We start from the raw sequence: 12,957 nt of genomic DNA, 5'->3' as shown, positions 1-12,957 counted from the left end.
CTTTTCAAAAATTAATTTATGAGTTTAGATAAAGTTATTTCAATTTCAGGAAAATCCGGGTTATACAAGTTAATAACTCAAACACGAGGAGGTTTTGTTGCGGAGTCATTAGTAGATAATAAGCGAATTTCTGTTAGCGTACAAAATAATGTAAGTGTTTTAAGTGAAATTGCCATTTATACATTAACTGAAGAAGTGCCTTTACGCCAAGTTTTTAAGAATATAAAAAAGAAAGAAAACGGTGAGCCAACTGCAGTTAAAGCAAAAGACAGTAAAGATAAATTAGAAGAATATTTCTTTAATGTTTTACCAGATTATGATGAAGATAGAGTTTATGCCAGTGATATTAAAAAAGTGATTCAATGGTATAATTTATTGCAACAACATAACATGTTAGACATATTATCAGATGATGAAGATGAAAAATCAACTGACGAAGAAGAATAGATATTCTAAATATATAAAGTTAAACCTCCAATCTGTGGAGGTTTTTTTATGCGCTTTTCGTAAGTATAGACTATTTTTTTCGACTTTATAATATCTAACAAAACGAATAAACATAATGAAATCACTTTGGTGTTTTGACGATGTCAATCTTTTCAAGGTACTTTGTCCCCATAAATTCAAAGCCTATAAAGCTGAGCATGATTTTGATGCTTACAAAAAGAAAGATTACATTTATTTTGAAGAAGATTCTGCTAACAAAGTTTATCTTATAGAAAAAGGAAAAGTAAAAATTGGTTATTACAGCGAAGAAGGCGACGAAATTGTAAAAGCTATTTTAACACGTGGTGAAATATTTGGAGAAACAGCTATTTTAGGTGACTCAAAACGAGAGGAATTTGCACAATCCATTGATAATAGCACTAGTATTTGTCCCGTGGGAGTTAATACGATGCATGACTTAATGCGAAACAATCAAAACTTCAGTTTAAAAATATATAAAGTTATTGGTTTTAAATTAAAAAAACTTGAAAGACGTTTGCAATTATTACTTTTTAAAGATGCCAAAACACGGCTCCTTGAATTTTTAGACGAGTTATGTATGGATTATGGCTATGATTGTGAAAAAACAGGAGATAAAGTTATAAAACATCCATATACCCAAAAAGACATAGCTTGTTTAATAGGCACATCTAGACCAACATTAAATATTCTTTTAAACGAGTTAAAAGAAGAAAATATCATTGAGTTTACGAGAAAAGAGATTAGAATTCATGAAAAAAGTGCTTAATGTTAGATAGCTAACATTTTATATAATCTACATGGTATAATTTTGAAGTATAATTAAAATACTTAAAAATAATACCATGATTAAAAAAATGTTTTTGGCCATATTAGCCATAGGAATTTTTGCTACATCTTGTAGTAATGATGATGATAACGCGACAACAAATGCTAACTTAACCTTAGATCTTAATGGATTAGAAGCATTAGGTAGCGATTATGTTTATGAAGGATGGATGATTGTAAACGGAGCACCTATTTCAACAGGAACATTTTCTTCAGTTACATTTCCACAAACTTTTTCAGTTAATGCAGATCAATTAAGTAGTGCAACAAGATTTGTGCTTTCTATTGAACCAGCAAACGATCCTGATCCGGCACCAGCAGACACAAAACTTTTAGTTGGTGACTTTTCAGGTAATTCGGCAAATGTAAATACAGATGTTGTTGGAGATTTTAGTACGGCAGCTGGAGCTTTCTTTTTAAGAACGCCAACAGACGAAACAGGAACCAACAATGGAAATGATGAAAACGGCGTTTGGTTTGGTACTCCAGGAGCACCACCAACACCAAATTTTGTGCTTCCTGAATTACCAGCAGGTTGGGCTTATGAAGGTTGGGTAGTTGGAGACAGTGGGCCAATTACAACAGGAACGTTTAATGCATTTAATACTGCTGATGTTTTTGATGATTTTAGTGAAACATCACAAGCAGGACCTCCAGTACCTGGTGAAGATTTCTTTTTAAACGCACCTACAGGAGAAACATTTCCTTTGGATGTAAGAGGGAGAACAGTTGTTATTTCTGTTGAACCTGTGCCAGATAATTCACCAGCTCCTTTTGCAATGAAACCTTTAGTGGGAACTGCAGGACAAGATACTGCTCCTGCAACATATAACTTTGGTCAGAACTTAGCCTCTTTACCCTGGGGTGAAGTTACTAGGTAAAACTTAAAGTTTTTTTTGTTAGATTTAAGGCATAGTTTCAACTTAGAAACTATGCCTTTTAATACCATAACATGAAATTTTCTAGAAGCAAAATAAAGAACATCATTTTTTTTATATTAATTGGGGTATTACTTATTCCACAAACACGACAGCCAATACAGGTTTTACTGCATAAGAGCTTCGCACTTTTTGGTCCTTCAACAATTGATAAATCAAAGCAGGTTGTAGTTGAGGATTATATTTGGAGTTTGAAAACTAAGGATGGCACCGATTTTAATTTTGAAAGCACAAAAGAGAAAGTGGTTTTAGTCAATTTTTGGGCAACTTGGTGTCCGCCTTGTATTGCTGAAATGCCAAGTATGCAATTATTATATGATGATTATAAAGATAAAATTGAATTTGTTTTTGTGTCAAATGAAGAATTTTCAGTAATCAATGAGTTTATTCGCAAAAAGGGATATACTTTTGACGTATATAATCCAATTACTGAATACCCTGAGGTGTTTAATGTTACAAGTATTCCTAGAACATTTTTAATAGACAAAAATGGTCGGATAGTAATTGATAAAACGGGTGCTGCTAATTGGAATAGTAAAGCCGTTAGAAATACTATTGATGATTTATTAAGATAATTCTGAGTACATGACAAAAATTGATAATATATCAGATGTCAATCTGAGCGCAGTCGAAGACATTGGAAATATCGTATTCAAAAGCATTTCGACTGCGCTCAATGTGACACTTTTATATTTTTGTCATGTACTAAAAAGATAATTTATTGATTTTTTTGGGTTTAATACCCCGAGGCTTTCCTCGTTTTTTTTTTTTTTGGAATTTAGTTTTTGTCTTTTTGGAATTTTAATACTTCGTGGGCTTGTCCCGAGGTAGTTTATTCTTAGTTTCAAACAAAGTCATAACAAACAAATTCAATAGAATTAATGTAAAGGCATAAATGATATCTTCAATAGGAATTGTAAACACTCTGATATTCAAATTTTCTAAATTATTATACCAAACTACTTCGTTTTCAACAAAACTTCCAGTTAATATACCATTCACAATAAAAAAAGGAATTAGCATTACTAAAAAAGTTAAATAAAAATGACTTAAAAGATTGAGGTTTTTATTGATAACAATCATAATCAATATAGAAGCTAATGTGAAATTTATAAATGTGTACCATTTATTATAATGGTATAATGAAAGTATAATGAATAATAAAATAAGAAAGTAACTAATGGTTTTAGTAATTCTTTTTGATAATTTTAAGCTTGGAAAATAATAAAGTAATGCATAATGTGTAAAAGCACAGGCGTAAGGAATACATATAAAAAACAGCCATTCTTCAATGGGAAGCAAGAAGAATTTAATTCCTAAAAAATAGTCATTATTAAAACCCCAAATACCTTCTTTTGTAAAAAGAATGTCCCAAGGAATAAAAATCAGCATACTAGTTAATATACCAATAAATAAAGGCTTCCAAAGCTTGTAAAATTTTAATTTAGGATGAAAACTAAAGATAAAAGGAACAGATAAAGATCCTAAGTTTAGCAACAGATATAAATAATTCATCTGTTATTTTTTGAAATATTTAAAAGGAACAAATAACATGCCGAAGCATTCACCATCACCTTTTTCTAAGTGTTTGTGGTGTATTTTATGAGCACGTCTTACCCCTCTTGCATACCAATTGTTAGCATTTCTAAACAATTTAAAACGCTGATGTATAAATATATCATGAACTAGGAAGTATGATAACCCGTAAGCGAAAATTCCTAAACCAATAGGTAAACCTTGCCAAAAATGGGTGTATTTCCAAAGTAAAAAGAAACCCATACTAACTACGGCGTAGAATATAAAAAAGGCATCGTTACGTTCAAACCAGCTATCATGATCTTTGTGATGGTGGTCTTTGTGCAAACTCCACAACGCACCATGCATAATGTATTTATGGGTAAACCACGCCATAAATTCCATGAAACAATACGTGCTTAAAAATATGAGTATCCAGTATAGGGCGTCCATCACTTAGAATTTACATTAAATTTAATTGATATTTTACATAACTGCGCATTAAAAGTTCAATTTTTTTAGGATTAGAAACGCGTATTCTGGAATCTTTTATTTTTAATGCTGGTGTTTTTTTTAGTTTTTTCAATAGTTGACTGTAATATCTGTAAGCCATAAAAACCCCAAACTTAGCTTCAATTGGGAGTTTTTTGATACCGCTTAAGCCTTTCTCAAAATCTGCATCAATGTCATCAATAATATCTTGTTTTGATGGTTCATCTAAATTTTTCAAATCGGTATTTGGGAAATAGGTTCTATCCAAACCTTCAAAATCGGCTTTTAAATCCCTTAGGAAATTTACTTTTTGAAACGCAGAACCTAATGCCATAGCAGTATCTTTAAGTTCGTTGTATTTTTTATCATCTCCTTTAACAAAAACTTTTAAGCACATAAGGCCAACAACATCAGCAGATCCATAGATGTATGCTTTGTATTCGTCGTCGGTTAGATAGGTTGATTTATGCAAATCTAATCGCATACTTTCCATAAAAGCGTCAACAAGAGATTTATCAATTTGGTATTTGTGAAATGTATGTTGAAAGGAGTTTAAAATAGGGTTTAAGCTGATTTTATTTTTTAATGATAATTCTAAATCATCAGAAAATCTGTTGAAAAGGGCTTCTTTATCATAATCATGAAAAGAATCTACAATTTCATCAGCAAAACGTACAAACCCATATATGTTATATATATCACTTCTAATTGATTTATATAACATCTTGGTAGCCAATGAAAACGATGTGCTGTATGTTTTAGTTACAACCTTACTGCAATTGTAAGAGACGGTATCAAATAATTGTTTCATACTAAAATACTATGGTGTTTTGTTACTAAATCAGCTACTAATTTCCCTGAAATCAATGAGGGTGGTACTCCAGGTCCAGGAACTGTTAACTGACCCGTGAAAAATAAATTTTTCACTTTTCCACTTTTTATTTTCGGTCTTAAAAATGCGGTTTGTATTAAGGTATTAGCCATCCCATAGGCATTCCCTTTATATGAATTGTAATCTTTTATAAAGTCGTTTAAGCAAAAACTTTCTTTAAATATGATATTATTTCGAACATTTTGTGATGTTAAATTTTCAAAACGATCAATAATCTTATTAAAATACTGTAATCTTAATTCGGGTGTGTCTTCTAAACCAGGAGCTAAGGGTATTAAAAATATACCAGCTTCCTTTCCTTCAGGGGCAACACTATTATCTGTAAAACTTGGGAAACTAGCATAGAAAAGGGGGTTTTCTGGCCATTTAGGGTTGTCATAAATAGCTTCTGCATGCACATCAAAATCTACATCAAAAAATAATGTATGATGATTTACGTTTTTTAATTTCTTATTAAAACCTACATAAAAAAGGAGGGAAGAGGGCGCAAAAGTTTTCTTTTCCCAATAGTTCTCGGAGTATTGTCTTAGCGATTTATCTAAAAGTGTTTCCGTGTGATGATAATCAGCTCCACTTACTACAATATCAGAATAATAATTTTTTCCGTTCGAAACGATGCCTTTTGCTTCTTCGTTTTGGACTATAATCTTTTCAATTGGTGAATTCACCTTAATAGTAACTCCAAGTTCTTTAGCTAAACTTTCCATTGCAAGAATGACTTGGTACATGCCTTTTTTAGGGTGAAATGTACCTAAACCAAAATCAGCATAATTCATAAAACTATAAAATGAAGGCGTATCACTGGGTTTAGCTCCTAAAAATAGTACAGGAAATTCAAGAATTTTTACTAATCTATCATTTTTAAATTCTTTTCTAACATCTTTTTTTATGGTGCTAAAAAATTGATTTATTTTTTTTATAGTTGCTGGCGTAATTAATTCTAAAGGTGATACACCAGGATTATAAACCAAATCTTTAATGGCAATGTCATAATTGCTTTTTGCAATTTTGATGAACTTTTTTAACTTTTTTGAGCTTCCAGGTTCTTCTTTTTCAAAAGCTTGGGTGATTTTTTCAAGAGTATCTTCAATAGTTATATAATCGTCTTTACCAAAGTAAACACTGTAAGCTGGATTTAATTTTTCTAAGGTGTAATAATTTGAGGGCTTTTTATTAAAATCAGAAAAAAAACGTTCAAATACATCTGGCATCCAATACCATGTTGGGCCTATATCAAATGTAAAACCATCTTTAAGAAGTTGTCTAGCACGTCCGCCAATGGTGTTGTTTTTTTCAAAAATTGTAACCTTGTATCCAGCTTTAGCTAGATAGCATGACGCAGCGAGGGAAGAAAACCCAGAACCAATAATATTAACAGTTGATTTCATAATGTTTAACAAATATACAAAAAAGTTAAACAAAAATAAAATATTTAGAAATCTTTAACTAAATTTTCTATAGAATTATAGATAGAAACTTTTTCTGGTTTGTTTTCTAATTTGAAATCCGTAAATTTTTTACCTAATAGCAAAAGGTTAGTATCGTCCTTGTTCAGAAGTAAGTTGTTAAAGTTTTTTATATAGTTAGTTATGTCTTTAGTTTCAGGGTAAACTGTAAAATAAGAGATAAAGGTAACTTCGTTAAAAAACGCAAGTAAATCTGATAAACTTTCCATTGGAACACTTTCTCCTAAGAATATAGTGTGATAGCCTTTGCTTCTTAATTGATAGTTTATAAAAAGAAGTCCGATATCATGAATTTCGTTTTCAGGTAAGAAAAGAACAAATGTTTTTGATACTGGTTTTGGCTCCAAAAGCTGCAAACGTTCAGTGTTTAAAAGTATTTTTTGTTTTATGTGCACAGATAAAAAATGTTCATGTGCAGGAGTAATTGTATCTGTTTGCCATAAAAGCCCAATCTCATTAAGTAGAGGAAGAAAAACAGAATAAAAAATTTCGCTAAAAGTCTTGTTTTCGAGTAAGTTATTATAGGTAGTGTAAAATAAAACTTGATCAAAATTAATCATTGCCATTTTTAATGCATTGATGGCATGATCTTCAACTTGAGCTCTTGACGCAATTTCTCTAACTTTTATAGGGATTTGTTCTTCATCAAGCTCAGCTATTTTAGAAATTTTAAGCCCATTGTTATTTAGATAAGAAATATTTAAAAGTTTTTGAAAACTCGTTATATTGTAATTTCGAATGTTAGTGTCAGATCTATTAGGGCTTAGTAAATTATAGCGTTTTTCCCAAATGCGTATGGTATGAGCTTTTATACCTGTAAGATTTTCTAAATCTTTAATACTAAAGTTAATTTTAATGTTGTTCACTTAAAATGAGTTTATGTTAAACAAAAATACATTTTTTTATTTAACGGGCAATACAATTTATTAATTAAGCAATTATTTGATAGTAATTTAGAGTTTCCTTTATTTAAGTAATTGCTAAATATTTGTTGGATGTACAGTTTTAAAAGGTTATTATACTTCCGTAATTTTCAGTTGAAATATGTATTAACTTAGCTTTTAGGGCAAATAAATTACTTACTTTTAAAGCCTACCTAATCGTAACATTTTTCACATTGAAATTTCTTAAAAAATTATCTGTTGTTTTTGTTTTAATAGTAATTTTTTTCTCTTGTAAACAGAAGGAATCAAAATACGTAGCTAATTCTGAAGACGTAAAAACTGTTTTTACATCAACCAAGTTAATCCCAGATAATCATTTTTTAGGAGATCAAAAATGCAAGGAATGTCATACTCCTGAGTTCAAATTGTGGCAAGGATCTCATCATGATAAAGCGATGCAAACTGTTTCAGATTCTACCGTTTTAGGAGATTTTAATAATGTGAAATTTAAAAGTCAAGGCATTACATCCTTTTTTTTTAAAAGGGGAGAAGATTTTTTTGTGAATACTGAAGGGCCAGAAGGTACTTATGAAGATTATAAAATTGAATATGTTTTTGGTATTAAACCTCTGCAACAATATATAGTTCAATTTCCTAATGGACATTATCAATGTTTAAGAACCGCTTGGGACACTGAGAAAGGTAATTGGTTTGATTTGTATCCAGACTTTAAGGTAGTTCATTCTGAGTGGCTACATTGGTCTAGAGGTGGTTTAAATTGGAATACGATGTGCTCAGACTGCCATTCAACAAATGTTAGAAAAAATTACGATTTAGAAAATCATAGTTATGATACTCAATACGCGCTTATAAATGTGAGTTGTGAAGCTTGTCATGGACCAGGAAAAAGTCATGTTGAACAAGTTAATAAACTTGGCAATGCATACAAGTCAATTAGTGACTTAAAAATGATGAGCCATACAGATTCAAAAAAGCTTGTAGATGAATGTGCTAGATGCCACATGCGAAGAGAACAAATTACTGCTCATTTTAATTTTGAAGGTACTATGCTTGATCATTACTTTCCACAATTAATAGCTGAAAACTTATACCATCCGGATGGTCAAATTTTAGATGAAGTTTATGTTTACGGTTCGTTTGTACAAAGTAAAATGTATCATAATGGCGTGAGTTGTATAAACTGCCATAACGCACATTCGTTGGAGTTAAAGTTTAAAGGCAATCAACTTTGTACACAGTGTCATTTACCAGAATCTTACAATACGCCCACACATCATTTTCATAAAGATAATTCCGAAGGTACTAAATGTATTAATTGCCACATGACAGGTAAGTATTATATGGGTAATGATTTTAGGCGAGATCATAGTTTTAGAGTGCCAAGACCAGATTTAAGTTTAAAATATGATACTCCAAATGCATGTACACAATGCCATAATGATAAAGACAACGAATGGGCCTGGGAGCAATTCAAGAATTACTACGGTCAACCAGATTACAAACATTTTTCAGAACTGTTAGCGCCAGGTTTAACAAGAAAACCAAATGCTTTAGAGGGCTTATTAGAATTAGCAACAGATACAATTTATCCAGAAATTGCTAGAGCATCAGCGATAAAAACGATGAGTAATTATTTAGATACCTCCAGTATTGATAAGATGATTAGTTTTTTAAATGACGATTCACCATTGGTTAGAGCAGTATCATTAGATGTATTAGGCGAAATTAATTCTCAAGATTATATAAATTATGCGTTACCATTACTTCAAGATGAAAAACGCTCGGTACGAGTAAAGGCATTCTTTGTTCTGGCGTCTTTAGATGAAATTCAAATACCTGAGACATATAAAGCAGCATACAAAAAAGTAAAAAAGGAGTTTGACACCAATTTAAACGTTACTGCTGATTTTGTTGGTGGCAGAATTAAAAAAGCAGATTATGCCTTAAAAAAGGGCGATTTGAAAACGAGTATAAAAGGATATGAAAGTGCTTTAGAAATCGATTATATTAATAATATAGTTAGAACAAATTTGGCTAATTTGTATTATCAAGATGGAGATTTCAAGAAAGCAGAAAATGCTTTTAAAACCATAATCAATCAAGAACCAGAATTCGGACAAACTTATTATTCTTATGGTTTATTGTTGGCAGAACTAAACAGATATGAAGAAGCGATTATGCAGTTGCAAAAAGCGATAAAGTACATGCCCGAAAATATAAGACCATATTACAATATAAGTCTGCTATATGATAAAGTTAATGATTTGAAAAACGCAGAATTATTTACTTTGAAAGGGCTTAAAAAAGATCCAAAAAATGAAGATTTATTGTATATGTTGGCTTATTTATACTCAAAAGATAATAAAATTGAAAAAGCAAAAGAAGTGGTTGAAAATTTAGTAGAATTATATCCTAATAATTCTAACTACTCAAACTTTCTAAATCAATTAAACGGTAGAACTCAATAAAAAAGTGCGCACGAGAAGATTCGAACTTCCACATCCTAAAACGGATACTGGCCCCTCAAGCCAGCGCGTCTACCAATTCCGCCACGTGCGCATTAATGAAGTGTGTAAAAATAGAAAAAGTTAAGCAATAAAGCTTAACTTTTTCTTGTGACCGGGCTGGGGCTCGAACCCAGGACCCTCTCCTTAAAAGGGAGATGCTCTACCAACTGAGCTACCAGGTCATAATTTCAAAACTAACATATTCCTGTTAGCGGGTGCAAATATAAAATGTTTAATTAATAAAACAATACTTTTTTTGAAGAAATTTTCGTTTTTTTGTGCTTCAAATACGTATGTTTTTAATAATCAATTTATAGCGAGAAAATGATCATTGTATTAATAGGATATATGGCTTCTGGGAAGACGTCGATTGGGAAGAAATTAGCAGAAAAATTGAATTATAATTTTCTCGATTTAGATGATTTTATTGAAGAAAGAGAAAATATGTCTGTTACAGATGTGTTTAAAGAAAAGGGCGAAATCTATTTTAGAAAGCAAGAATCGCAGTATTTGAATAGATTATTAAAATCTAAAAATAATACCATTCTATCTGTTGGTGGTGGTACACCTTGTTACAGTGGAAATATAGACGTTATTCTAAGTGCCAAAAACGTTAAGAGTATATATTTAAAGGCTTCTTTAACTACGCTGGTAAATAAATTAATGAGTAAAAAAGCAACACGACCTTTAATTGCACATATTGAAACTACAGAAGAAATGACAGCGTTTATAGGCAAGCATTTATTTGAACGTATTCAGTTTTATAATCAAGCAGAAATTAAAGTATCGATTGATAATAAAACTAAAGATGATGTTGTAGAAGATATTATTTTAGAATTATTCTAAAACAATTTCATAAGCCTTTCCTTCTAAAACAACTTGAACATGTTCATGCAATGAAGTAGATAATGAAATCCCTTTAAAATCTGCTTTTACAGGATACTTTTTATGATTTCTGTTAACTAAAACAGCCGTTTTAAATTGTTTTAAGGGTACATTTAAAAAATGCTTAACTCCATAAATCAAGGTGGTTCCAGAATTTAATACATCATCAACTAATACAATGGATTTGTTTTTATAATCAGCTTCAGGAATAGAAGTTTTAATTTCAGAAGAAGGATTTTTTTTATCAATAATCACCTTGCAAAGCACAGGATTTATATCGGATATTTTTTGAAGAACCGTTTTTAATTTTTTAGCAAATACATAGCCATTTTTATCGATACCAGCTAGAATCACTTCTTTTTCATCAACATTATTCTCATATATTTGAAAAGCGATACGTCTTATTTTATGGTTAATTTCGCTATGATTGAGGATTACATTAGTCTTAACAGTCATAATTGTATTTGTAAAATTAAAATATAAAATTACTCATTTTTATCTGTTTATCTTATTTTTTTTCAAAGGTCAGATTTAACATCCATAAAAATGATTTTTAATACGATTAAATTTCCGATAGAGATGTTTCATCTGTAAAATCATCAATATCTCGCCTATCTTTTTTAGTAGGCCTACCAACACCTTTTTTTCTATAATAGTCTTTTGAATATTTTAAAAGGGCTTTAGCTTCAAACTGTTCTTTTGGCGTAGTATCTGTTCTATAAATATCAACCAATTTAGCACCAATTCTACTTTCAGGTATGTCATTAACTTTCAATCTGTAATTTATTTGGTCTTTTCTGAGTATAATGATATCTTGAGGAAACACCTCTCTACTTGGTTTAACTACATCATCATTAACTCGTACGTGTCCTTTCTTGCAAGCTGTTGTCGCAAGTGTTCTTGTTTTGTAATATCTAATACACCATAAATACTTGTCTACTCGCATACCATTATTGTGTTAAAGGTCGTTAATATTGTTGTGCAAGAATATATTAAAATTGTATCTTGCAGCCTCAAAAATAAGGAATAATGAGTTTAAGAAAAATAGGTTTTTTTATATTAAGTTTTGTGTTGGTATTTTCATCATGTAAAAAGGATGATAGCGTTGCAGGCACTGTAACAATAGAAATAAGAGATAGAGAAGAACAGCAATTAGCAGATAATGATTCTTTAATAGATTATCTAGGCACTTATTATTATAATGCTGGTGAGTTAGCTGAAATTGGTTTAGATGCTGGTATTCAAGATATAATTATATCTGAAATCAAAGTAGATGATGAATATCAGTTGCTAATGGATAATGTTGTTAAAGAATCAGTTACATATGAAGATACCGTTTACGATTATTATGTTTTAGAGTTAAATTTAGGAGGAGGAATAGAGTCACCAACTTTTGCTGATACAGTTCAAATACTTTATGAAGGAACTTTACTCGATAATTCTGTTTTTGATTTCAAATTTTTTCCAGATGATAATCCTTTAGATTTAGCTGGAGTAATCACGGGATGGAGAAGAGTTATACCAAATTTTAATGTAGCTGAAAGCTTTGTTATAAATGATGATGGACTGGTAGATTACTTCAATAGTGGTTTAGGTATTATGTTTTTGCCTTCGGGTTTAGCTTATTTTTCTGGAGCACCAACTGGAATACCTTCATATTCACCTTTAGTTTTTAAATTCGAATTGCTTCGAACAGGTGAAAATGATCATGATGGAGATGGAATTCCTTCTTATTTAGAAGACTTAAACGGCGATGGAGAATTTTTATTGAATTCTGATGTAGATACAATGGATGGAGATGATACTGATAATGATGGAACTCCAAATTATTTTGATGCAGATGATGATGGAGATGGCGTGCTAACAATAAATGAAGATTTAGAAGACACAGATTTAAGTGTTGATAGTGATGGTGATGGTGATTTTACAAATGACAAAAATGGAGATGGAGACCCTACTAATGATGATACAGATGGTGATGGTATTCCTAATTATTTAGACCCTGATGATAAAATATCTAAATTATAGAAACAAAAAACCTCGCAACTGCGAGGTTTTTTGTTT

General features: G+C 30.7%; 14 protein-coding genes and 2 tRNA genes. 7 read left to right on the top strand and 9 right to left on the bottom strand.

The genetic code is table 11. The annotated features are described in order from the left end of the window. Positions 1 to 18: 18 nt before the first annotated feature. The 4 genes from AAC024_RS05765 to AAC024_RS05750 all read left to right on the top strand — a co-directional run bounded on the left by AAC024_RS05765 (position 19) and on the right by AAC024_RS05750 (position 2,806). Positions 19 to 447: a DUF5606 domain-containing protein gene (locus AAC024_RS05765; RefSeq protein ID WP_339894254.1), complete on the top strand. Its 429-nt coding sequence runs from the start codon at positions 19 to 21 to the stop codon at positions 445 to 447. 115 nt (positions 448 to 562) lie between these two features. Further along, positions 563 to 1,234: a Crp/Fnr family transcriptional regulator gene (locus tag AAC024_RS05760; protein ID WP_339894253.1), complete on the top strand. Its 672-nt coding sequence runs from the start codon at positions 563 to 565 to the stop codon at positions 1,232 to 1,234. Between the two features lie 76 nt (positions 1,235 to 1,310). After that, a complete protein-coding gene (locus tag AAC024_RS05755; protein ID WP_339894252.1) occupies positions 1,311 to 2,174 on the top strand; it encodes an anti-sigma factor in 864 nt (287 codons plus the stop codon). A 71-nt stretch (positions 2,175 to 2,245) separates the two neighbouring features. Next, positions 2,246 to 2,806, top strand: a complete 561-nt coding sequence (locus tag AAC024_RS05750; protein WP_339894251.1) for a TlpA disulfide reductase family protein — start codon at positions 2,246 to 2,248, stop codon at positions 2,804 to 2,806. A gap of 226 nt (positions 2,807 to 3,032) precedes the next feature. On the opposite strand, the gene AAC024_RS05745 is transcribed toward AAC024_RS05750, so the two are convergent. From AAC024_RS05745 to AAC024_RS05725, 5 genes are read right to left on the bottom strand one after another with little or no spacing between them, the layout of a single operon-like run. Beyond that, complete coding sequence (locus tag AAC024_RS05745; RefSeq protein WP_339894250.1) at positions 3,033 to 3,746, bottom strand: lycopene cyclase domain-containing protein; 714 nt, start codon at positions 3,744 to 3,746, stop codon at positions 3,033 to 3,035. Positions 3,747 to 3,749: 3 nt separating this feature from the next. Continuing rightward, a complete protein-coding gene (locus tag AAC024_RS05740) occupies positions 3,750 to 4,199 on the bottom strand; it encodes a sterol desaturase family protein (protein WP_339894249.1) in 450 nt (149 codons plus the stop codon). Positions 4,200 to 4,209: 10 nt separating this feature from the next. Next, on the bottom strand, positions 4,210 to 5,049 hold the full coding sequence (locus AAC024_RS05735) for a phytoene/squalene synthase family protein (protein WP_339894248.1): 840 nt from the start codon (positions 5,047 to 5,049) through the stop codon (positions 4,210 to 4,212). Further along, entirely contained in the window at positions 5,046 to 6,518 is a 1,473-nt protein-coding gene (crtI, locus tag AAC024_RS05730) for a phytoene desaturase family protein (RefSeq protein ID WP_339894247.1), read from the bottom strand. The genes AAC024_RS05735 and crtI overlap by 4 nt, the downstream gene beginning before the upstream one ends. Before the next feature lie 44 nt (positions 6,519 to 6,562). Further along, positions 6,563 to 7,462: a MerR family transcriptional regulator gene (locus AAC024_RS05725; RefSeq protein ID WP_339894246.1), complete on the bottom strand. Its 900-nt coding sequence runs from the start codon at positions 7,460 to 7,462 to the stop codon at positions 6,563 to 6,565. Between the two features lie 251 nt (positions 7,463 to 7,713). On the opposite strand from AAC024_RS05725, the gene AAC024_RS05720 reads away from it, so the two are divergent. After that, positions 7,714 to 9,969: a tetratricopeptide repeat protein gene (locus tag AAC024_RS05720; RefSeq protein ID WP_339894245.1), complete on the top strand. Its 2,256-nt coding sequence runs from the start codon at positions 7,714 to 7,716 to the stop codon at positions 9,967 to 9,969. A gap of 5 nt (positions 9,970 to 9,974) precedes the next feature. Here the strand turns inward: AAC024_RS05720 and AAC024_RS05715 are convergent. Continuing rightward, positions 9,975 to 10,060 (bottom strand) — tRNA-Leu (locus tag AAC024_RS05715). 57 nt (positions 10,061 to 10,117) lie between these two features. Continuing rightward, positions 10,118 to 10,190, bottom strand: a tRNA-Lys gene (locus AAC024_RS05710). A gap of 142 nt (positions 10,191 to 10,332) precedes the next feature. Here AAC024_RS05710 and AAC024_RS05705 point away from each other — a divergent pair. Beyond that, complete coding sequence (locus AAC024_RS05705) at positions 10,333 to 10,854, top strand: shikimate kinase (protein WP_339894244.1); 522 nt, start codon at positions 10,333 to 10,335, stop codon at positions 10,852 to 10,854. Here the strand turns inward: AAC024_RS05705 and AAC024_RS05700 are convergent. Further along, complete coding sequence (locus tag AAC024_RS05700) at positions 10,846 to 11,349, bottom strand: phosphoribosyltransferase domain-containing protein (protein WP_339894243.1); 504 nt, start codon at positions 11,347 to 11,349, stop codon at positions 10,846 to 10,848. The two genes, AAC024_RS05705 and AAC024_RS05700, sit on opposite strands and share 9 nt — an antisense overlap. Before the next feature lie 106 nt (positions 11,350 to 11,455). Next, complete coding sequence (locus tag AAC024_RS05695) at positions 11,456 to 11,839, bottom strand: S4 domain-containing protein (protein WP_339894242.1); 384 nt, start codon at positions 11,837 to 11,839, stop codon at positions 11,456 to 11,458. Between the two features lie 83 nt (positions 11,840 to 11,922). Between AAC024_RS05695 and AAC024_RS05690 the strand changes: the two genes are divergently transcribed. Then, entirely contained in the window at positions 11,923 to 12,921 is a 999-nt protein-coding gene (locus tag AAC024_RS05690; RefSeq protein ID WP_339894241.1) for a hypothetical protein, read from the top strand. Positions 12,922 to 12,957 lie beyond the last annotated feature (36 nt).

This window comes from uncultured Algibacter sp. (genome assembly GCF_963976535.1).
Lineage (GTDB): Bacteria > Bacteroidota > Bacteroidia > Flavobacteriales > Flavobacteriaceae > Algibacter_B.
Note: the sequence above shows the minus strand (reverse complement) of the source record. Positions and strands in the feature narration are given on the sequence as shown.